This window comes from Mycolicibacterium brisbanense (assembly GCF_001570425.1).
GTDB lineage: Bacteria > Actinomycetota > Actinomycetes > Mycobacteriales > Mycobacteriaceae > Mycobacterium > Mycobacterium brisbanense.
In genome coordinates this window covers 48,379-69,549 of the sequence record NZ_BCSX01000046.1, presented here as the reverse complement: position 1 = coordinate 69,549, position 21,171 = coordinate 48,379, and the positions used below count along the sequence as shown (strand labels likewise).

The window sequence follows — 21,171 nt, the reverse complement described above, 5'->3', positions numbered from 1 at the left end:
CGTCAAACAAATCACTGACACACTCGTTTCAGTAGCGCTAGGCTATCAACGTGGCCACGGATCCGACAACCCCGTCCGCTCGGCAGATCGAACTTCTGGAGAGCGCCTATCGGTACGCGCTGACCCATGGTCTGGCCGAGATGTCGTTGCGGCCGTTGGCGGCGGCGATCGGGTCCAGCCCACGGGTGCTGCTGTTCCTGTTCGGGAGCAAGAACGGCCTGGTACGCGCGCTGCTGGCGCGAGCCCGCGCCGACGAGCTGGCCCTGATAGACCGCATACGCCACGCCGCTGACTGCGATCGCGTCGGATTCGGCGCAGCCGTCAAAGAGATCTGGGGATGGCTCGCCGCCGACGAGCATCAGCCGCTGCTCAAACTGTGGGCCGAGGCCTACGCCCGCTCACTGGTGGAACCTGACGGTGCGTGGGCGGGTTTCGCGCGTGACACGGTCGAGGACTGGCTGGAAGTCTTGGCGGAATATCAAGCGCCGCAAGAGAAGAGCAGTGCCGACGGGATCGCGCGTCGCACCCTGGCGCTGGCCGTGCTCCGCGGCGGCCTGCTCGATCTTCTGGCCACCGGTGACAAGGACCGGGTCAACCGAGCGGTCCGGGTCCACCTGGCGACATTGGGCACCGACTGACGGCGAGCAGACATGGCGGTCCCGGAACCGCGGCGTGTCGCGGACCGGAGTGTCTGCTCGCCGGAGAAAGTCTCGCCGGAGTTAGCGGGAGTTATCCGGTGTAGGTCGCGGGGTCCGGTCGGAACCGGGTGCCGTCGTCGAGCCCGTTGATGGTCGTCATCTCGTCGTCGGTGAGCTCGAAATCGAACACGCCGAGATTGGAGGCGATCCGGTCAGGGTTGGACGACCGGGAGATGACGATGTTGCCGAGCTGGACGCTCCAGCGGATCAGCACCTGGGCCGCGGTCTTACCGTGCGCTTCGGCGACGGAGGTGATGGCGGGGTTGTCCAGGAGGTTGCCGACGCCGAGCGGGCTGTAGGCCTCGGTGGCGACGTTGTTCTCGGCGTTGGCCGCCCGCCACGCGCTCTGATTGAGCAGCGGGTGCAGCTCGATCTGGTTCACCGCCGGCGTGTAGAAGGTCAGGCCGATGATGGTCGACAGATCCTCAGGGCTGAAGTTCGCGACACCGACCGAGCGGGAGACGCCGTCTTCCTTGACCTTCATCAGGCCGCCCCAGCTGTCGACGTACTTGCTGGTGTCGCCGGCGGGCCAATGGATGAGGTAGAGGTCGACGTAGTCCAGGCCGAGCCGTTCGAGGCTGGCGCGTGCGGCGTTCTGCGAGGACTGGTAGCCCTGGTCGGGCGTGGCCAGCTTGGTGGTGACGTAGATCTCTTCTCGCGGGATGCCCGACGCGGCGATCGCGCGACCGACCCCGGCCTCGTTGCCGTAGGACGCCGCGGTGTCGATCAACCGGTAGCCCGCCTGCAATGCGGCCGAAACCGCCTGCTCGGCTTCGGAATCCGACAGCGCTCCGACTCCCAGACCGACGACCGGAATCGTATTGCCGTCATTGAGCGTGATAGTGGGAATCGCCGACCCGTCCGATGGGGTCATGTCACCTACCCTGTGAAATTGAAGGTTCGAGGATCGGGGCCCAACCGGGTGCCGTTCTCGAGCGACGCGATGTCCTGCTCGCTGAGCTCGAAATCAAACACGTCGAAATTGCTCGCAATCCGTTCGGGGTTCACCGACTTGGGGATGACGATATTACCCAGCTGGATGTGCCATCGGATAAGCACCTGGGCCGGTGTTTTCCCATGTGCGGTGGCAATCTCGGTGATGACGGGATCGGCCAGCAGCGAGCCTTGGCCCAGCGGGCTCCACGCCTCGGTGGCGATCCCGAGCTGGGCGTGAACCTCACGGAGCTCGCGCTGCGGCAGCAACGGGTGCAGTTCGATCTGGTTGACCGCGGGCACGATGCCGGTGGAGTCGATGAGGATCTTGAGGTGCTCCGGTTCGAAGTTGCTGACGCCGATCGACCGGATGCGGCCCTGATCCCGCAGATGGGCGAACGCCTTGAAGGTGTCGACGTAGGCGTTCTTGGCGGGCACCGGCCAGTGGATCAGGTAAAGGTCCAGGTAATCCACACCGAGCCGGTCCAGACTTGCCTCGAATGCGGCCAGGGTGGCGTCGTAACCCTGGTCGCTGTTCCACAGTTTCGTGACCAGGAACACCTCGTCGCGCGGGACGCCCGCGGAAGCCAGGGCCCTACCCGTCTCGACCTCGTTCTGGTAAGCAGCGGCAGTATCGATGTGGCGGTAGCCGGACTGCAGAGCAGCGGTGACCGCGCGCTCGGTCTCGTCCGGAGGGGTCTGCCAGACACCCAGGCCGACCTGAGGTATGGAATTACCGTCGTTGAGTGTGACGCGTGGGTTCACAGAGGGAGCTGCCATGAGTGAAAGTCTGCCAGGCCGGGGCACTGCCAAGCAGGTCCTGCTCCACCGGGCGACCCAGCTCACCTTCGCCGCGTTGCCGCGGATCCCCGAGCGGAGCAAACGACTGCTGCTCGGCGCCCACCCCGTGGAATTGGACGGCAACACCCTGGACTCCACGCTGCAGATGATGCTGTTGGCGCAGCGCGCCGCCGGACTGGGTGGCCTGGTCGGCGACTTCCGGCCCGACGGCGGCGTGGAATCCTCGCGCGCCCAGTTGCGGGCGCAGGCGTCGCTGCTGAGTCCGCCGATCCGCGCCGACGTCTCCGCAATGTCGATTCCAGGACCGGCCGGACCCATTCCTGCGCGGCACTACGTGCCCGACGGATCGGGCCCGGCCCCGACGTCGGCGCTGCTGGTGTTCTTTCACGGCGGCGGATTCGTACTGGGCGACCTGGACACGCACGACAGCCTGTGCCGGTTGATCTGCCGTGACGGCGGAATCCAGGTGCTGTCGGTGGACTATCGGCTGGCTCCCGAACACAAGGCCCCGGCCGCCGCCGAGGACGCCTACGCGGCCTACCAGTGGGCGTTGCAGCACGCCGCGGGCTTGGGCGCCACACGGATCGTGGTCGGCGGCGACAGTGCGGGTGGCAATCTCGCCGCCGTCGTCAGCCAGCGGGCCCACGCCGACGGCTTACCCCTGCCCGACCTGCAACTTCTGCTCTACCCGGTCACGGATTTCTCCAGTGAGACCCGCTCGCGCACGTTGTTCGCCGACGGGTTCTTCTTGACCAAGCGCGATATCGACTGGTGCTTCGAGCACTATCTCGGCGGATCCGACATCAGCCCCGAGGACCCGATCGTGTCACCGCTGCTCGCCGCAGACCTGTCCGGACTGCCGCCGGCCCTGGTTTTCACCGCGGGTTTCGATCCGCTGCGCGACGAGGGCAACCGATATGCGGCCGCCCTCAAGGAGGCCGGGGTGTTGGTCGATCTTCGCGTGGAACGCTCGCTGATCCACGCCTTCGGCAACTTCTTCCCGCTGGGCGGCGGCAGCGCCACCGCGACCACCGCGATGATCTCTGCCCTGCGAGCACATCTCAGCCACGCCTGAGGCCCACACCCGAGCCGCCGGTACGCTTGGCGCCGTGGCCAAACCCAAGAAGACCGCCAAGTACGACCTGAAGGCAGCGGATCGCAAACGCAACCTGTTGATCCAAATCGGCCTGACCGCTGTTGTGGTGATATTCGCCGCCGCGCTGGTGCTCTACATCGTCATGACCGGCAACAAGAAGCCGGCTTCCGGTGAGGCCAGGGCCATCCGGGTGGCGGCGAGCAACGTGGTGACCAAAGAAGGCACCAGCGAACCCAAAGCGGTGCTGTCGTTGTACGAGGACTTCCTCTGCCCGGCCTGCGGCAACCTTGAGCGCGCCTTCGGCCCGACCATCAGCAAGATGATCGACTCGGGCGCGGTGGCCGTCGACTACCACATGGTGGCCATCCTGGATCGGTCCGGCGATGGGTACTCGTCGCGCGCTGGTGGGGCTGCCTACTGCGTCGCCGACGAGTCCATCGAAGCGTTCCGCCGCTTCCACACAGCCCTGTACACCAAGGAGTTGCAGCCCCAAGAAGGGGGCGGCATCTACCCGGACAACGCCCGGCTCATCGAACTCGCCCGCCAGGCCGGTGCCGCGGGCAAGGCGCCCGACTGCATCACCAAGGGCACCTACGTCGACATGGTCAAGGGTATGGCCGCCGCCGGGGGCATCAACTCGACGCCGACGGTCCGGATCAACGGCGAGGACTACCAGCCCAGCACGCCGGATGCGCTGGTCGCCAAGGTCAAGGAAATCGTGGGTGACGTGCCCGGGCTGACCGCCGTCACGCCGCAGGCCCCGGCTGCCGGTGCTCCGGCCGCTCCCGCGGCAGGCGCTCCCGCGGCTCCTGCAGGCGGCACCCCGGCCGCACCGCAGCAACCTGCTTCCGCGGGTTCGCCGGCCCCGGCCAAACCGGGTTCGTGACCGTGACCACGGAGTCGCAGGCAGAAGCCGCGCAGTCCGTCGAACAGCCCGGCGTCGAGGTCGCCAAGGCCAGCGCCGTATGGGTGCTGATCGCCGGGGTGGTCGGCTTGGCCGCCGCGCTGACGCTGACGTACGAGAAGATCGAAATACTGATCAACCCCAAGTACGTCCCGTCGTGCAGCATCAACCCGGTGCTGTCGTGCGGCTCCGTGATGGTCACGCCCCAGGCGTCGGTGTTCGGCTTCCCCAACCCGTTGATTGGCATCGTCGGGTTCACCGTCGTCGTCGTCACCGGTGTCCTCGCGGTCGCGAATGTGCGTCTGCCGCGCTGGTACTGGGCGGGTCTGGCGGCCGGCACCCTGCTCGGGGCCGTGTTCGTGCACTGGCTGATCTTCCAGAGCCTCTACCGCATCGGCGCCTTGTGCCCGTACTGCATGGGGGTCTGGGCGGTCACCATTCCGCTGCTGGTGGTGGCCTCCTCGATCGCCCTGGAGCCGCTGCACGGCAACGCGGTGCTACGGGTCATCCACCAGTGGCGATGGTCGCTGGTGGCGCTGTGGTTCGCCGCGGTGATCCTTCTGATCACGGCGCGGTTCTGGAACTACTGGTCGACGCTGCTGTAACGCAGCCGATGTAACACCGCGTCACAGTGCTGCGGCTAGGGTTACCCGCGTGATTTCCAAACTGCTGGTGGCCAACCGTGGCGAGATCGCCATCCGCGCATTCCGCGCGGCGACCGAGATGAACATCGCGACCGTCGCGGTCTATCCCTATGAGGACCGCAATTCGTTGCACCGCCTCAAGGCCGACGAGTCGTATCAGATCGGTGAGGCCGGCCATCCGGTGCGGGCGTACCTGTCCGTGGACGAGATCATCCGGGTGGCTCGCCATGCCGGGGCCGACGCGATCTACCCGGGCTACGGGTTCCTCTCGGAGAATCCCGAGCTGGCCTCGGCGTGCGCGGAAGCAGGCATCACGTTCGTCGGCCCGTCCGCCGAGGTGTTGGAGCTCACGGGCAACAAGGCCCGCGCGATCGCGGCGGCGCGGGCGGCGGGTCTTCCGGTGCTGGCGTCCTCCGAGCCCTCGGCGTCGGTGGACGAGCTCGTTGCGGTGGCCGCCGGTATGCAGTTCCCGTTGTTCGTCAAAGCGGTGTCCGGTGGCGGCGGCCGCGGTATGCGCCGGGTGAGCGATCCCGCCGCACTGCCCGAGGCCATCGAGGCGGCCAGCCGCGAGGCCGAATCGGCGTTCGGCGATCCGATGGTCTACCTCGAGCAGGCGGTGATCAACCCCCGCCACATCGAGGTGCAGATCCTGGCCGACACCCAGGGCGATGTGATCCATCTGTTCGAGCGCGACTGCAGCGTGCAGCGGCGTCACCAGAAGGTGATCGAACTTGCGCCCGCCCCGAATCTCGATCCGGAGGTGCGTGAGCGGATCTGTGCCGACGCGGTGGCGCTGGCTCGACAGATCAACTATTCGTGCGCGGGCACCATCGAGTTCCTGCTCGACGAGCGTGGCCATCACGTGTTCATCGAGTGCAATCCGCGCATCCAGGTGGAGCACACGGTGACCGAGGAGATCACCGATGTGGACCTGGTGTCCTCCCAGTTGCGCATCGCGTCCGGGGAATCGCTGGAAGACCTTGGGTTGAGCCAGGATTCGGTGAAGATCCGCGGCGCGGCGCTGCAGTGCCGGATCACCACCGAGGATCCGGCCAACGGTTTCCGTCCCGACACCGGGCGGATCACGGCCTACCGTTCTCCCGGTGGTGCCGGTATCCGGCTCGACGGCGGCACCCACACCGGCGCGGAGATCGGGGCACATTTCGACTCGATGCTGGTCAAGCTGACCTGCCGCGGCCGGGATTTCGCGACGGCCGTGGTGCGAGCGCGGCGCGCCTTGGCGGAGTTCCGGATCCGCGGTGTGTCGACCAACATCCCGTTCCTGATGGCGGTGCTCGACGATCCCGATTTCCGGGCGGGCCGCATCAATACGTCGTTCATCGACGAGCGACCCCAGCTGCTGACCGCGCACACCCCGGCCGACCGCGGCACCAAGATCCTCAACTACCTCGCCGACGTGACGGTCAACAAGCCGCACGGAGAGCGTCCGTCGAGGGTGTACCCGCAGGACAAGTTGCCCGCGGTGGATCTTGCGGCAGACCCGCCCGCAGGCTCCAAGCAGCGGCTGGTCGAGCTGGGGCCCGAGGGGTTCGCGCGGTGGATGCTTCAGAGCCCGGCGCTGGGCGTCACGGATACCACGTTCCGCGACGCGCACCAGTCGCTGTTGGCCACGCGGCTGCGCAGCACGGGCCTGCTCAAGGTGGCGCCGTATGTGGCTCGGTCGATGCCGCAGCTGCTCTCGATCGAATGCTGGGGTGGCGCGACTTACGATGTGGCGCTTCGCTTCTTGAAGGAAGATCCGTGGGAGCGGCTGGCCGCGCTGCGGGAAGCGGTGCCCAACATCTGCCTGCAGATGCTGCTGCGCGGCCGCAACACGGTCGGCTACACCCCGTATCCGGAGCTGGTCACCTCGGCGTTCGTCGAGGAGGCGACGGCAACCGGGATCGACATCTTCCGGATCTTCGACGCACTCAACAACGTGGAGTCGATGCGGCCGGCGATCGATGCGGTACGCGAGACCGGAACGGCCATCGCCGAAGTCGCGATGTCCTACACGGGCGACCTCAGCGACCCGGGGGAGCAGCTCTACACCCTGGACTACTACCTGAAGCTGGCCGAGGAGATCGTCGCTGCCGGAGCCCATGTGCTGGCGATCAAAGACATGGCCGGGCTGCTGCGTCCGCAGGCCGCGGCCGCGTTGGTGTCGGCGTTGCGCTCCCGGTTCGATCTGCCGGTGCATGTGCACACCCACGACACCCCGGGTGGACAGCTGGCGACGTATCTGGCCGCCTGGCAGGCCGGGGCGTCGGCCGTGGACGGGGCGGCCGCGCCACTGGCCGGGACGACGTCTCAGCCGGCACTGTCGGCGATCGTGGCGGCGACCGCGCACACCCCGTACGACACCGGCCTGTCCCTGCGGGCGGTGTGCGATCTGGAGCCGTACTGGGAGGCGCTGCGAAAGGTGTACGCGCCGTTCGAGTCCGGACTGCCGGGCCCGACGGGCCGGGTGTATCACCACGAGATCCCGGGTGGGCAGCTGAGCAATCTGCGGCAACAGGCCATCGCGTTGGGACTGGGCGACCGGTTCGAGGATGTGGAGAACGCCTACGCCGGTGCCGACCGCGTGCTGGGCCGGCTGATCAAGGTGACTCCCTCGAGCAAGGTGGTCGGGGATCTGGCGCTGGCCCTGGTGGGTGCCGGCGTGACGGCCGATGAATTCGCCGCCGACCCGGCCCGCTACGACATCCCCGACAGTGTCATCGGTTTCCTGCGTGGCGAACTCGGCGACCCGGCGGGCGGGTGGCCGGAACCGTTGCGCACCAAGGCTTTGGCGGGGCGGGGTCCGGCCAAGCCCGAGCAGCCGCTGTCGGCGGAGGACGAGGCGCTGCTGGCCACGCCCGGGCCGAAACGCCAGGCCGCCCTGAATCGTTTGCTGTTCCCCGGGCCCACAAGGGAATTCGAGGCGCACCGCGAAGAGTACGGCGACACTTCGCAATTGAGTGCCAACCAGTTCTTCTACGGGTTGCGGCAGGGCGAGGAGCACCGGGTCGAGTTGGAGAAGGGTGTCCAGCTGCTGATCGGGCTTGAGGCGATCTCCGATGCCGACGAACGCGGAATGCGCACGGTGCTGTGCATTCTCAACGGCCAACTGCGTCCGGTGCTGGTGCGTGACCGCAGCATCGCCAGTGACGTCCCGGCCGCCGAGAAGGCCGACCGCAACAACCCCGACCATGTCGCGGCTCCGTTCGCCGGTGTGGTCACCGTCAACGTGAAGGTCGGTGACGTCGTCGAGGCCGGCGCCACCATCGCCACGATCGAAGCCATGAAGATGGAGGCCGCGATCACCGCGCCCAAGGGCGGCACCGTATCTCGCGTGGCCGTCGCACCGACCGGCCAGGTGGAAGGCGGGGACCTGCTGGTGGTGGTGGGTTCGTCGGGCAGGAGCGAAGCCACCGAGGAATCAGCCTGACCCGCATCGTCTCCGGCAGCTATGGCGGGCGCCGCATCGCGGTGCCCGCCCGGGGCACGCGGCCGACCACGGACCGCGTGCGCGAGTCGCTGTTCAACGTGCTGGCGGCCCGTCTCGACCTCGACGGTGTCGCCGTGCTCGATCTGTATGCGGGCTCGGGTGCCCTTGGGCTGGAAGCACTTTCGCGTGGCGCGGCGTCGGCGCTGTTCGTCGAGTCCGATCGGCGGGCCGCTGCCGTCATCGCCGACAACATCGCCGCGCTCGGCGCGAGTGGGGCGACGGTGCGGTGCGCGCCGGTGGCGACCGTGGTCGCAGGCGCCGCGGCCCGTCCGGTCGACCTGGTGTTCGCCGATCCGCCCTATGAGGTCGCCGTCGCCGACGTCGAAGCGCTGGTCGCCGGGCTGACTGCCGCCGGCTGGGTGCGGCCGGGCACGGTGATGGTCATCGAACGGGCAGCGTCGGGGCCTTCGGTGCGCTGGCCGGACGGCTGGGACCCGTGGCGTGAGCGTCGCTACGGGGACACCCGCGTGGAGTTCGCCGAACTCGCGTAGCGTGCTGCCTCATGAGTGGCGCCGTATGCCCAGGATCCTTCGACCCCGTCACCCTCGGCCATGTCGACATCTTCGAACGGGCCGCCGCGCAGTTCGATGAGGTCGTCGTCGCGGTTCTGGTGAACCCCAACAAGAAAGGGATGTTCGACCTCGACGAGCGCATCGCGATGATCGTCGAATCGACCGAGCACCTCCCGAACCTGCGCGTCGAATCCGGGCAGGGGCTCGTGGTGGATTTCGTCAAATCGCGGGGGCTGACGGCCATCGTCAAGGGACTGCGAACGGGCACCGACTTCGAGTACGAGCTGCAGATGGCGCAGATGAACAAGCACGTGGCCGGGGTCGACACCTTCTTCGTCGCCACCACGCCGCGGTACTCGTTCGTATCGTCGTCGCTGGCCAAGGAGGTGGCGTCACTGGGCGGTGACGTCTCGGCTCTGCTGCCCGAACCGGTCAACCGGCGGCTGCAGGTAAAGCTGAGCGGAAGCCGCTCAGTCTGAGCTTGTGTGTGCGATTTCGCCGGAATCTCGCATACAAGCTCACGTTGGGCGGGAAGCGGCCGGTAGCGACACACCGGCAATCCTCCCCAGTCACAGGCGTAACACCAGGCACACTGGTCACTAACAACGACGCCTGGAGGGTATAGCCGTGTACCGAGTTTTTGAAGCGCTCGACGAGCTGGGCGCCATCGTCGAAGAAGCGCGTGGCGTACCGATGACCGCGGGTTGCGTGGTTCCGCGCGGGGACGTCCTGGAACTGATCGACGACATCAAGGACGCCATCCCCGGCGAACTCGACGACGCGCAGGACGTGCTCGACGCCAGGGACTCGCTGCTGCGCGAGGCCAAGGAACACTCCGAGTCCGTGATGGCAAAGGTCAACGCCGACGCGGACGGCATGATCAACCACGCCAGGAGCGAAGCGGACCGCCTGCTGGCCGACGCCAAATCGCAGGCCGATCGCATGGTCGCCGAGGCCCGCCAGCACAGCGAACGCATGGTCGGGGAGGCGCGCGAGGAGGCCGCGCGGGTCAGCGCTGCGGCGAAGCGGGAATACGAGGCCAGCACCGGGCGGGCCAAGGCCGAAGCCGATCGTCTGATCGAAAGCGGCAACCTCTCGTACGAGAAGGCCGTCCAGGAGGGCATCAAGGAGCAGCAGCGACTGGTGTCGCAGACCGAAATCGTCGCGACGGCAACCGCAGAGGCGACCCGGCTGGTCGACGCTGCACATGCCGAAGCCGACCGGCTGCGCGGCGAGTGCGACATCTACGTCGACAGCAAACTGGCCGAGTTCGAGGAATTCCTCAACGGAACGCTGCGCTCGGTCGGCCGCGGCCGTCACCAGCTACGCACCGCGGCCGGAACGCACGACTACGCCACGCGGTGACCGCCCCGGGTGCCGTAGGCGTTATTTTCGGCTGACCCGGTCGCCGTAGGATTGCTGCATGGCGACGCACGCAAACGCCGGAAGGCACCGCGATCCACGGTCGCCGCTGGTCATCAACATCTCCCGACTCGGCCGGCGACCCGGCTCGATGATGACTCACCGCGAAACGGTGCCGAGCCCGGTACGCATCGGTGTGGAACTCATCGCCATCGAGGCGGGGGCACCACTTGAGCTGGACCTGCGGCTGGAATCTGTCTCGGAGGGGGTGTTGGTGACCGGAACGGTTGCCGCACCGACGGTCGGTGAATGCGCCCGATGCCTCACGCCGGTCACCGGCGACATCGAGATCGACCTCACCGAACTGTTCGCCTACCCCGACAGTGCCACCGACGAGACCACAGAATCCGACGAGATGGGACGGGTCATCGATGACACCGTCGACCTCGAGCAGCCCATCATCGACGCCGTGGGCCTGGCGCTGCCGTTCTCTCCGCTCTGCGGGCCGGACTGCGCGGGACTGTGCCAGCAGTGCGGCGTCCCGCTGGCCACCGCCGAACCCGGGCATCACCACGAGCAGCTCGATCCGCGGTGGGCGAAGCTGGCCACGCTGCTGCCGCCCGACGGTGGGGATCAACATCAGGCATGAGTGAAGCGCATGCACAGCTGCTGGAGGCACTCGGGGTCGTGCTTCCCAGTGAATTGCTGACCATTGCGCTGACCCATCGCAGCTACTCGTATGAACACGGCGGCCTGCCCACCAACGAGCGGCTGGAGTTCCTCGGTGACGCCGTGCTCGGGCTCACCATCACCGAGGAGCTGTATCACCGTCACCCGGACCGGTCCGAGGGAGACCTGGCCAAACTGCGGGCCAGCATCGTCAACACCCAGGCGCTGGCCGATGTCGGCCGTGGACTCAGCGACGGCGGCCTCGGTGCCCACCTGTTACTGGGCAAAGGTGAGGAAAACTCCGGTGGCGCCGACAAATCCAGCATTCTCGCCGACGGCGTTGAATCGCTGCTCGGCGCAATCTATTTGGAGCATGGCCTGGATACCGCCCGCGAGGTGATCCTGCGGCTGTTCAGCGAACTCCTCGACACCGCACCGACTTTGGGGGCGGGTCTGGACTGGAAGAGCAGCCTGCAGGAGCTGACCGCCGCACGCGGAATGGGTGCGCCCGGCTACCTGGTCACCTCGACCGGTCCCGATCACGACAAGGAGTTCACCGCCACGGTGGTGGTCGGTGAGGTCGAGTACGGCAGCGGAGTGGGCCGCACCAAGAAAGAAGCCGAACTGAAGGCTGCCGCGGCGGCCTGGCAGGCGCTCGACGGTGGGTGATCGGTGCCCGAACTCCCTGAGGTAGAGGTCGTTCGGCGGGGGCTGCAGGAGCATGTCGCGGGCAAGACCATCACCGCGGTGCGCGTGCATCATCCGCGGGCGGTGCGCCGGCACGAGGCAGGCCCCGCCGATTTGACCGCCCGACTGCTCGACGTTCGGGTCACCGGTACGGGCCGGCGCGGAAAGTACCTGTGGCTGACGCTTTCCGACGGGGCGGCCTTGGTGGTGCACCTCGGTATGAGTGGGCAGATGTTGTTGGGCCCCATTGCCGATGATCGTCATCTGCGGATCGCTGCGCTGCTCGACGACGGCACCGCGCTGAGTTTCGTCGACCAGAGGACGTTCGGCGGCTGGCAGTTGACCGACCTGGTCGACGTCGACGGCTCCGAGGTTCCGCAACCCGTCGCGCATATCGCCCGTGACCCGCTCGATCCCCGTTTCGACCGCGATGCCGTGGTTACGGTGTTGCGGCGCAAGCATTCCGAGATCAAACGCCAGCTGCTGGACCAGACCGTGGTATCGGGTATCGGCAACATCTACGCCGACGAGGCGCTGTGGCGCACCAAACTGAACGGGGCGCGGTTGGCGTCGGCGCTGCCGCGCGCCCGGCTCGGGGAGCTGCTCGACGCGGCCGCCGACGTGATGACCGAGGCGCTGGGCCAAGGCGGCACGTCGTTCGATTCGCTCTACGTCAACGTGAACGGCGAATCCGGGTATTTCGAGCGATCATTGGACGCCTACGGCCGCGAAGGTGAGCCCTGCCGGCGGTGCGGTGCGGTGATGCAGCGGGACAAGTTCATGAACCGGTCGTCGTTCTACTGCCCGAAGTGCCAGCCGCGCCCGCGGACCCGGCGCTAAGTCAGGGCAGCGACGGCAGATTCGCCAGCCCGGGCGAATCGGTGGTGCACAGCTTCCAGTCGCCGCTCTCCTTGCGGAAATAGATGGTGTTGGTTTGGCCGCCGGCTTCCACCTTGGCCGTGGCCCGGTCGCCGTTGACCTTGATATCGCTGATCTTGGCTGACCCTGACGGCGCCTTGATGGTGGGCGTGGGCACGTTGATGCCGTACTTCTGCAGGCCGCTGGTGTCCAGGGCGTCGAGAATCTTGCGGTCGCCGGCGCACACGTATTTCTTCATGTCCGAGATGCTGCCGCCGGAATTTCCGATGTTCTTGAGCAGCTGGCCGATTGCGCGCTCGTCGCCGGACGGCATCATCATGACGATCACGATGCCGATGATCGCCGCGACAGCCACCACCGCCGCGACGGCGCCACCGATGATCAGCCCTTTGCGGCTGCCGCCGGGGTGCTGCGGCGGCATGCCGTAGCCGTAGGGAGGCTGGCCGTACTGCGGAGCGCCGAACTGCTGACCGCCGTACTGAGGTGCACCGAACTGCGGCAGCCCGGGATACTGCTGGGGACCTCCGTACTGTTGCGGCGGCCCGTACGGCTGGGGCGGCTGGTGCTGCGCCCACGGGTCGTGCGGTCCGGACGGATATGTCATCGTGCTCCTCAACAAAACGGCGGTGCGTCGAGTTTATCGCCCGTCCGGCCTACCACACGGCCGCAGAGCCGGGCCGCCTGGCTTATGTGAGAACCACGAACGGTGGCGGGCCTTCCCTGGGGGAATAGCCGGTCGTCGCGGCGTGTAGAAATACCGCATGACGGAACTGTGGGTCGAGCGCACCGGCGTACGTCGCTACACCGGGCGCAGCTCCCGGGGCGCAGAGGTGCTGGTCGGAAGTGAAGACGTCGAGGGCGTGTTCACCCCCGGCGAGCTGATGAAGATCGCGTTGGCGGCGTGCAGTGGGATGAGCAGCGACGCCCCGCTGCGGCGTCGTCTCGGCGACGACTACGCCACCACCATCCGGGTCACCGGGCCGCCCGACCGCGAACAGGAGCGGTATCCGCTGCTGGCCGAGAAACTCGAGGTCGACCTGTCCGGGCTGTCCGAGGACGACAGGGCCAGGTTGCTGACGGTTGTCGAACGCGCGATCGACCAGGTCTGCACCGTCGGGCGGACGCTGAAATCGGGCACCGAGGTGACGTTCGAGGTTGTGGACAAGGTCACGAGCGCGTGACCGATCAGGAACCCCCGCAGCACCAGGTGCGGCTCAGTGCCTGGGTGCACGGGCACGTCCAGGGCGTGGGGTTCCGCTGGTGGACCCGGGCTCGGGCACTGGAACTGGGTTTGACCGGGTTTGCCTCCAACCGCCCAGACGGCCGCGTCCACGTCGTGGCGCAAGGTCCGCGGGCCGCGTGTGAGCGTCTGCTCGACCTGCTGCAGAGCGGTAAAACCCCAGGTGCGGTGGACAACGTCGTCGTCGATTGGTCCGAGGCGGCCACACCGATGACGGGCTTTCACGAGCGGTAGCCGACTCGGCGGTAGGGTAAGTCGCCGTGCACCTCAAGAGTCTGACGCTGAAGGGCTTCAAGTCCTTCGCCTCGCCGACGACTCTGCGCTTCGAACCGGGCATCACGTGCGTCGTCGGCCCCAACGGGTCCGGTAAATCCAACGTGGTCGACGCGCTGACCTGGGTGATGGGTGAGCAGGGCGCCAAGACGCTGCGCGGCGGCAAGATGGAAGACGTCATCTTCGCCGGCACCAGTTCTCGCGCGCCACTGGGCCGTGCCGAGGTCACCCTGACCATCGACAACTCTGACAACGCGCTGCCCATCGAGTACTCCGAGGTGTCGATCACCCGCCGGATGTTCCGCGACGGTGCGGGCGAATACGAGATCAACGGCAGCAGCTGCCGGTTGATGGACGTGCAGGAGCTGCTCAGCGACTCCGGCATCGGCCGGGAAATGCACGTCATCGTGGGGCAGGGCAAGCTCGCCGAGATCCTGGAGTCGCGCCCCGAGGACCGCCGCGCGTTCATCGAGGAAGCCGCGGGCGTGCTCAAGCACCGCAAACGCAAGGAAAAGGCCGTCCGCAAGCTCGACTCGATGGCTGCCAACCTGGCCCGGCTCACCGACCTGACCACCGAACTGCGCCGTCAGCTCAAGCCCCTGGGCCGCCAGGCCGAGATGGCACGTCGCGCGGCGACCATCCAGGCCGACCTGCGTGACGCACGGCTGCGGCTGGCGGCTGACGATCTGGTCACCCGGCGCACCGAGTTCGAGAACACCAACCAGGCAGAGAGCACCCTGCGCCGCGAGCATGAGGTGGTCGCCGCTCGGCTGGAGGCCGCGACCGTCGAGCACGACACCCACGAGGCGGCGGTCGCCGAACTGACGCGCCGCGCCGAGGCCGCACAACAGACCTGGTTCCGCGCCTCCGCGCTGGCCGAGCGGGTCAGCGCCACTGTGCGGATCGCCACCGATCGGGCCCAGCTGCTGGAGGCGGAGCCGGAAACCTCGTCGGGGCGCGACCCCGACGAACTCGAGGCGGAGGCCGAAGAGGTCGCCGAGCTCGAGATGGAATTGCTCGGCGAATTGGAGATGTCGCGCATCGCGCTCGAGACCGCGCGCGCCGAACTGGCCGAGCGGGAACGCCTCGCGGCCGAGGCCGAGCGCGCGCATCTGGCCGCGGCCCGCGCCGAGGCCGACCGTCGGGAAGGGCTGGCCCGGCTGTCCGGGCAGGTCGACACCATGCGCACCCGGGTCGAGTCGATCGACGAAAGCGTGATGCGGATCTCGGTCAACATCGAGGAAGCCGCCACCCGGGTCCAGCAGACCAAGGCGGAGTTCGAGACCGTGCAGGGCCGCGTCGGCGAACTCGACGCCGGGGAAGTGGGCCTCGACGACCACCACGATCGCACCGTGACCGCCCTGCGGTTGGCCGACGAACGCGTCGCCGAACTGCAGGCCGCCGAGCGCAGCGCAGAGCGTCAGGTCGCGTCGCTGCGAGCCCGCATCGAAGCTCTCTCGGTCGGCCTCGACCGCCGTGACGGGGCTGCCTGGTTGCAGAAAAACCGCAGCGGCTCAGGCCTTTTCGGCTCGATCGGGGATTTCCTCAAGGTCCGCGGCGGCTACGAGGTCGCGGTCGCGGCAGTCCTCGGAGCGGCTGCCGACGCGCTGGCCGCCGAGGACTTCGGTGCCGCGGCGTCAGCCGTCGCCGCCCTCAAGGAGTCCGACGGCGGCCGGGCCGCGATCCTGCTCGGCGACTGGCCCGTCAACGGGTCGTCGCCGGCCGTGGCGCTGCCCGACGGCGCGATCTGGGCGGCCGACGTCGTCACGGTCCCGGACCGGCTTCGCGGCGCGATCGCGGCGATGCTGTCCGGGGTTGCGGTGGTCTCCGACATGGCAGCCGGACTGCGGTTGGTGTCACAGCGTCCCGAGCTGCGCGCAGTCACCGCCGACGGCGACCTGGTCGGCGCAGGCTGGGTCAGCGGCGGATCCGACCGCAAGCCCAGCACGCTGGAGATCGCCGCCGAGATCGACAAGGCCCGCAGTGAACTCGAAGCCGCCGAGAAGCAGACGGGGGAATTGGCCGCAGCCCTGTCCGGGGCGCTGGCCGAGCAGTCCGCGCGCCAGATCGCCGCCGAGCAGGCCCTGGCCGCCCTCAACGAATCCGACGCCGCGATCTCGTCGATCTACGAGCAGTTGGGCCGCCTCGGTCAGGACGCCCGCGTCGCCGAGGACGAGTGGAAGCGGTTGATCAAACAGCGCGACGAACTCGAAGCCGGCCGCACCAAGACCGTCGAAGAACTCGTCGAACTCGAGGCGCGGTTGCACGGGGCCGAGCAGGCCCCGATGTTCGAGGCCGAACCGGTCGACCGGCAGGAGTCGGTGGCCGCGGCCGACGCCGCCCGCTCGGTCGAGGTGGAGGCCAGACTGGCGGTCCGCACCGCCGAGGAACGCGCGAATGCCGTTCGCGGACGGGCGGATTCACTGCGCCGGGCGGCCGCGGCCGAACGCGAGGCCAGGGTGCGGGCACTGCGCGCCCGCGAGGCCCGCGAGCACGCCGCCAAGGTTGCTGCGGCCGTCGCCGAGTCGGGACGCCTTGTGGCGCAACGTTTGAGCACTGTGGTGGCAGCGGCTGGCCGCGCTCGTGACGGGCTGGCCACCGAGCGTCAGATGCGCGCTACCGCTCTGGCGAAATCCCGCGACGAGGTCAACGAGCTCGGCGCCAAGATCAACCAGTTGACCGACGCGCTGCACCGCGACGAAGTGGCCAAAGCGCAAGCCTCCCTTCGCATCGAGCAGCTGGAGGCTCAGGTCCTCGACCAGTTCGGGATGCCGACAGCCGACCTGATCGCCGAGTACGGCCCGCAGGTGCCGCTGCCGCCCACCGAGCTGGAGATGGCCGAATACGAGCAGGCTCGGGAGCGCGGTGAGCAGGTCACCGCACCGGCACCCATGCCCTTCGACCGTCCCACGCAGGAACGCCGCGCCAAGAAGGCCGAACGCGAACTCAACGAGCTGGGCCGCGTCAACCCGCTGGCGCTGGAGGAGTTCGCCGCGCTCGAGGAGCGCTACAACTTCCTGTCGACCCAGCTCGAAGACGTCAAGGCGGCCCGTCAGGATCTACTCGACGTCATCGCCGACGTCGACACGCGCATCCTGCAGGTGTTCACCGAGGCCTACACCGACGTCGAGCGCGAGTTCGAGCAGGTGTTCTCCACGCTGTTCCCGGGCGGTGAGGGCAGGCTGCTGCTGACCAACCCCGACGACATGCTCACCACCGGCATCGAGGTCGAGGCCCGGCCGCCCGGAAAGAAGATCAAACGGCTCTCGCTGCTCTCCGGCGGCGAGAAATCGCTGACCGCCGTGGCGATGCTGGTCGCGATCTTCCGGGCCCGGCCGTCGCCGTTCTACGTGATGGACGAGGTCGAGGCCGCCCTCGACGACGTCAACCTGCGCAGGCTCATCAGCCTGTTCGAGCAGCTTCGCGAGAAGTCGCAGCTGATCGTGATCACGCACCAGAAGCCGACCATGGAGGTGGCCGACGCGCTCTACGGCGTGACCATGCGCGGCGACGGCATCACCACGGTGATCTCCCAGCGCATGCGTGGCCAGGAGTTGGTGTCCAGCGCCGGGTCGTGACCGACCGGTTCGTGGGCGGATAACCGCCGCTGCTGCGGGGCAGATCGTCGGCCGGCGGCACCCCTGAGACAATGGCTGCCGTGTCGGAAGGTCTGTGGATCGCGATAGCGGTCATTGCTGTTCTGCTGGTTACTGCGCTCGTAGTCGGACTGGTTCGCTACCGACGGCGGCGGATCAGCCTGTCGGGCCCGGACACCGCCGCGAAGCCCATCGATCGCTCAGGCGGGTACACGGCATCCTCGGGCATCACGTTCAGTCAATCGACCACAGCCCCGCCGGCTCCTCCCAAGGCAGCGCCTCCGAAGGTGGAGCGCATCGACACCAGCGGGCTGCCCGCGGTCGGCGACGATGCGACGATCCCGCGCGACGCGCCGAAGCGTCCCATCGCCGACGTGCGGTTGCCCGAACCTCCCGTCGAGGAGGCAGCACCTCCCGTCGAGGAAGCCGCGCCGCCACTGGAACGTCCTGTCGAAGAGACCCCGGCGGCCGAGGCCGAACCGGCCGTGGAAGAGGCGCCTGCTCCCGCGGAACCGGAGGCGCCCGCCGCACCTGTCGAGCCGGAAGCCCCTGCCCCCGCCGCACCTGCGCTGGAGGAGATCGCACCGACCGAAGGTCGCCTGGACCGGCTGCGTGGCCGGCTGTCGAAGTCGCAGAACGCGCTCGGCCGCAGCATGCTGGGCCTTTTGGGCGGCGGTGACCTCGACGAGGACTCCTGGGAGGAGGTAGAGGACACGCTGCTGATCGCCGACCTCGGACCGGTCGTCACCGAGTCCGTTGTCGCCGCGCTGCGTTCGCAGATGGCCAGTAAGGGTGTGCGGACCGAGGCCCAGGCGCGTGCGGTGCTGCGCGACGTCCTCATCTCCGAACTGCGGCCCGAGCTGGACCGCTCGATTCGGGCCCTGCCGCACGCCGACAAGCCGTCGGTGTTGCTCGTGGTCGGTGTCAACGGCACCGGCAAGACCACCACCGTGGGGAAGCTGGCGCGGGTCCTGGTGGCCGACGGCCGTCGCGTGGTGCTGGGCGCGGCCGACACCTTCCGGGCGGCGGCCGCGGACCAACTCCAGACCTGGGCGGCGCGCGTGGGCGCCGACGTGGTGCGCGGTGCGGAGGGGGCCGATCCCGCATCGGTCGCATTTGACGCGGTCGACGAGGGCATCTCCACCGGTGCCGATGTCGTGGTCGTCGACACCGCAGGCCGGCTGCACACCAAGACCGGTCTGATGGACGAGCTCGGCAAGGTCAAGCGGGTGGTCGAGAAGCGCGCTGCCGTCGACGAGGTGCTGCTCGTCCTGGACGCCACCATCGGGCAGAACAGCCTGCCGCAGGCCAAGGTGTTCGCCGAAGTGGTCGACATCACCGGTGTGGTCCTGACCAAACTCGACGGCACGGCCAAGGGCGGCATCGTGTTCCGCGTACAGCAGGAACTCGGCGTACCCGTCAAGCTCGTCGGTCTCGGCGAAGGGCCCGACGATCTGGCCCCGTTCGAGCCCGGCGCGTTCGTCGACGCCCTCCTCGGCTGAGCCCTCGGCGGCAAAAGCGCACGGTGTAACACCGGCGAAACGCGACCCGGGTATCCGTTCACGCGAGCGAAACACGACGGCGTCGTCGCCGAAACATCCACTCAGCATTGTCTTGAACCAGGTCAACGGTTCGTAAATCCTTGCGGCCGTGGCGTGGTGAAGGAGGAAACTGCGAGTGGAGCAATTCCCGTTGATGGGCGCACCGGATACCGGTGACACGGCGTGGATGCTGGCCAGTGCGGCGCTTGTGCTGTTGATGACGCCGGGCCTGGCCTTCTTCTACGGCGGCATGGTGCGCGCCAAAGGTGTGCTCAACATGATCATGATGAGCGTGAGCGCCATGGGCGTGGTGACCGTGCTGTGGGTGCTGTACGGCTACTCAGTTGCCTTCGGCAACAACACCGCCGGGGTGATCGGCAGCCCGGCCCAATTCTTCGGCCTCAAGGGGCTCATCGGCACGAACGGATCGGCCGACGCGCCCATAGCGCTCGCCGGCACCATTCCCGCCACCGTGTTCGTCGGCTTCCAGTTGATGTTCGCGATCATCACCGTCGCGCTGATCTCCGGCGCGGTCGCCGACCGGCTCAAGTTCGGCGGCTGGCTGCTGTTCGCCGCACTCTGGGCGACGGTCGTGTATTTCCCGGTCGCGCACTGGGTCTTCGATTTCGATGTCAAGGATCCCAAGACCGACGCCATCGTTCACCACGGCGGCTGGATAGCCAACCAGCTCAAGGCAATTGACTTCGCCGGTGGCACCGCGGTGCACATCAACGCCGGAACCGCAGGCCTGGTCCTGGCCATCATCCTGGGCAAGCGGCTCGGCTGGCCGGTTACCCCGATGCGTCCGCACAACCTGCCGTTCGTGATGCTCGGCGCCGGCCTGCTGTGGTTCGGCTGGTACGGGTTCAACGCCGGGTCCGCGGTGTCCGCCAACGGGGCTGCGGGCGCGACCTTCATCACCACCACGGTGGCGACTGCGGCGGCCATGCTGGCGTGGCTGCTCACCGAACGCATCCGGGACGGTCACGCGACCTCGCTGGGTGCGGCCTCGGGCATCGTGGCCGGGTTGGTCGCCATCACGCCGTCGTGCTCCTCGGTGAACGTCGTGGGTGCACTCGTCATCGGCGTGGCCGCGGGCGTGCTGTGCGCGCTGGCGGTTGGGCTGAAATTCAAGTTCGGTTTCGACGATTCACTCGACGTCGTGGGTGTGCACCTGGTGGGTGGCATCGTCGGCACGCTTCTGGTCGGCCTGGTGGCCACCAAGGAAGCACCCGCCGGAGTTGCCGGCCTGTTTTACGGCGGCGGGTTCGACCAGCTGTGGCGACAGGCGGTCGGGGCCGGTGCGGTTCTACTCTATTCGGCGGTGGGTACCGCTATCTTGGCGTTGATTGTCAAATACACCGTGGGCCTGCGCCTGGACAAAGAAGAGGAGGCGTCCGGCATTGACGAGGCCGAACATGCGGAAAGCGCGTACGACTTCGTCGCTGTCGGAACCGGATCTGTTCTTGGTCGTCGCGGCGGGGAGGAATAAGGAAATATGAAGCTGATCACTGCGATCGTCAAACCGTTCACTCTGGAAGACGTCAAGACCGGTCTGGAGCAGACGGGAATCCTCGGGATGACGGTCAGCGAGGTCCAGGGGTACGGCAGGCAGAAGGGGCACACCGAGGTCTACCGGGGCGCTGAATACTCGGTCGACTTCGTGCCCAAGGTGCGCGTCGAGGTGGTCGTCGAGGACTCCGCGGTGGACAAGGTCGTCGACGTCATCGTGCAGGCCGCCCGCACGGGCAAGATCGGCGACGGCAAAGTGTGGGTCAGCCCTGTGGACACCGTTGTCCGCGTGCGTACCGGGGAACGAGGCGCCGACGCCCTGTAGCCGCGGGCG

General features: G+C 67.8%; 20 protein-coding genes. 17 read left to right on the top strand and 3 right to left on the bottom strand.

The features are described from left to right. The first annotated feature begins 50 nt into the window (after positions 1–50). A complete protein-coding gene (locus tag RMCB_RS26810) occupies positions 51–638 on the top strand; it encodes a TetR/AcrR family transcriptional regulator (protein ID WP_062831184.1) in 588 nt (195 codons plus the stop codon). A 91-nt stretch (positions 639–729) separates the two neighbouring features. On the opposite strand, the gene RMCB_RS26805 is transcribed toward RMCB_RS26810, so the two are convergent. Together RMCB_RS26805 and RMCB_RS26800 are read right to left on the bottom strand one after the other, a co-directional pair. Beyond that, positions 730–1,572, bottom strand: a complete 843-nt coding sequence (locus tag RMCB_RS26805) for an aldo/keto reductase (protein ID WP_062831183.1) — start codon at positions 1,570–1,572, stop codon at positions 730–732. A 5-nt stretch (positions 1,573–1,577) separates the two neighbouring features. After that, positions 1,578–2,396 carry an aldo/keto reductase gene (locus tag RMCB_RS26800; RefSeq protein ID WP_062831182.1) on the bottom strand — a complete coding sequence of 273 codons (819 nt, stop codon included), beginning with the start codon at positions 2,394–2,396 and terminating at the stop codon, positions 1,578–1,580. A gap of 13 nt (positions 2,397–2,409) precedes the next feature. On the opposite strand from RMCB_RS26800, the gene RMCB_RS26795 reads away from it, so the two are divergent. From RMCB_RS26795 to mutM, 10 genes are all read left to right on the top strand, one after another. Then, positions 2,410–3,507 carry an alpha/beta hydrolase gene (locus RMCB_RS26795; protein ID WP_062831181.1) on the top strand — a complete coding sequence of 366 codons (1,098 nt, stop codon included), beginning with the start codon at positions 2,410–2,412 and terminating at the stop codon, positions 3,505–3,507. A 34-nt stretch (positions 3,508–3,541) separates the two neighbouring features. Beyond that, positions 3,542–4,414, top strand: coding sequence for a DsbA family protein (locus tag RMCB_RS26790; RefSeq protein WP_062831180.1), 873 nt, complete (start codon positions 3,542–3,544; stop codon positions 4,412–4,414). Next, the gene (locus RMCB_RS26785; protein WP_062831179.1) at positions 4,411–5,037 is read left to right on the top strand and encodes a vitamin K epoxide reductase family protein; all 627 of its coding nucleotides are present in this window, start codon (positions 4,411–4,413) and stop codon (positions 5,035–5,037) included. The genes RMCB_RS26790 and RMCB_RS26785 overlap by 4 nt, the downstream gene beginning before the upstream one ends. A gap of 49 nt (positions 5,038–5,086) precedes the next feature. After that, the gene (locus RMCB_RS26780; protein WP_062831178.1) at positions 5,087–8,506 is read left to right on the top strand and encodes a pyruvate carboxylase; all 3,420 of its coding nucleotides are present in this window, start codon (positions 5,087–5,089) and stop codon (positions 8,504–8,506) included. Further along, complete coding sequence (gene rsmD / locus RMCB_RS26775) at positions 8,503–9,057, top strand: 16S rRNA (guanine(966)-N(2))-methyltransferase RsmD (protein WP_072278550.1); 555 nt, start codon at positions 8,503–8,505, stop codon at positions 9,055–9,057. The genes RMCB_RS26780 and rsmD overlap by 4 nt, the downstream gene beginning before the upstream one ends. 11 nt (positions 9,058–9,068) lie before the next feature. Then, entirely contained in the window at positions 9,069–9,557 is a 489-nt protein-coding gene (coaD, locus tag RMCB_RS26770; protein ID WP_062831176.1) for a pantetheine-phosphate adenylyltransferase, read from the top strand. A gap of 148 nt (positions 9,558–9,705) precedes the next feature. Continuing rightward, entirely contained in the window at positions 9,706–10,443 is a 738-nt protein-coding gene (gene sepIVA, locus RMCB_RS26765) for a cell division protein SepIVA (protein WP_029372137.1), read from the top strand. A gap of 58 nt (positions 10,444–10,501) precedes the next feature. Further along, positions 10,502–11,089, top strand: coding sequence for a YceD family protein (locus tag RMCB_RS26760; protein ID WP_062831175.1), 588 nt, complete (start codon positions 10,502–10,504; stop codon positions 11,087–11,089). Beyond that, positions 11,086–11,778: a ribonuclease III gene (gene rnc / locus RMCB_RS26755; protein WP_029372133.1), complete on the top strand. Its 693-nt coding sequence runs from the start codon at positions 11,086–11,088 to the stop codon at positions 11,776–11,778. Before RMCB_RS26760 ends, rnc begins: the two co-directional genes overlap by 4 nt. A 3-nt stretch (positions 11,779–11,781) precedes the next feature. Next, a complete protein-coding gene (gene mutM / locus RMCB_RS26750) occupies positions 11,782–12,636 on the top strand; it encodes a bifunctional DNA-formamidopyrimidine glycosylase/DNA-(apurinic or apyrimidinic site) lyase (RefSeq protein ID WP_062831174.1) in 855 nt (284 codons plus the stop codon). 1 nt (position 12,637) lies between these two features. Here mutM and RMCB_RS26745 read toward each other — a convergent pair whose 3' ends face one another. Continuing rightward, a complete protein-coding gene (locus RMCB_RS26745) occupies positions 12,638–13,279 on the bottom strand; it encodes an Rv0361 family membrane protein (RefSeq protein ID WP_029372130.1) in 642 nt (213 codons plus the stop codon). Between the two features lie 157 nt (positions 13,280–13,436). Between RMCB_RS26745 and RMCB_RS26740 the strand changes: the two genes are divergently transcribed. The 6 genes from RMCB_RS26740 (at position 13,437) to RMCB_RS26715 (ending at position 21,162) form a co-directional block, all read left to right on the top strand. Beyond that, on the top strand, positions 13,437–13,856 hold the full coding sequence (locus tag RMCB_RS26740) for an OsmC family protein (RefSeq protein ID WP_029372128.1): 420 nt from the start codon (positions 13,437–13,439) through the stop codon (positions 13,854–13,856). Then, positions 13,853–14,149: an acylphosphatase gene (locus RMCB_RS26735; RefSeq protein ID WP_062831173.1), complete on the top strand. Its 297-nt coding sequence runs from the start codon at positions 13,853–13,855 to the stop codon at positions 14,147–14,149. The genes RMCB_RS26740 and RMCB_RS26735 overlap by 4 nt, the downstream gene beginning before the upstream one ends. 26 nt (positions 14,150–14,175) lie before the next feature. Continuing rightward, positions 14,176–17,766, top strand: a complete 3,591-nt coding sequence (gene smc / locus RMCB_RS26730) for a chromosome segregation protein SMC (protein WP_062831172.1) — start codon at positions 14,176–14,178, stop codon at positions 17,764–17,766. Positions 17,767–17,837: 71 nt separating this feature from the next. Beyond that, positions 17,838–19,286: a signal recognition particle-docking protein FtsY gene (gene ftsY / locus RMCB_RS26725; protein ID WP_062831171.1), complete on the top strand. Its 1,449-nt coding sequence runs from the start codon at positions 17,838–17,840 to the stop codon at positions 19,284–19,286. A gap of 193 nt (positions 19,287–19,479) precedes the next feature. Then, positions 19,480–20,817, top strand: a complete 1,338-nt coding sequence (locus tag RMCB_RS26720) for an ammonium transporter (RefSeq protein WP_109784440.1) — start codon at positions 19,480–19,482, stop codon at positions 20,815–20,817. A gap of 6 nt (positions 20,818–20,823) precedes the next feature. Further along, positions 20,824–21,162 carry a P-II family nitrogen regulator gene (locus tag RMCB_RS26715; protein ID WP_018600748.1) on the top strand — a complete coding sequence of 113 codons (339 nt, stop codon included), beginning with the start codon at positions 20,824–20,826 and terminating at the stop codon, positions 21,160–21,162. Positions 21,163–21,171 lie beyond the last annotated feature (9 nt).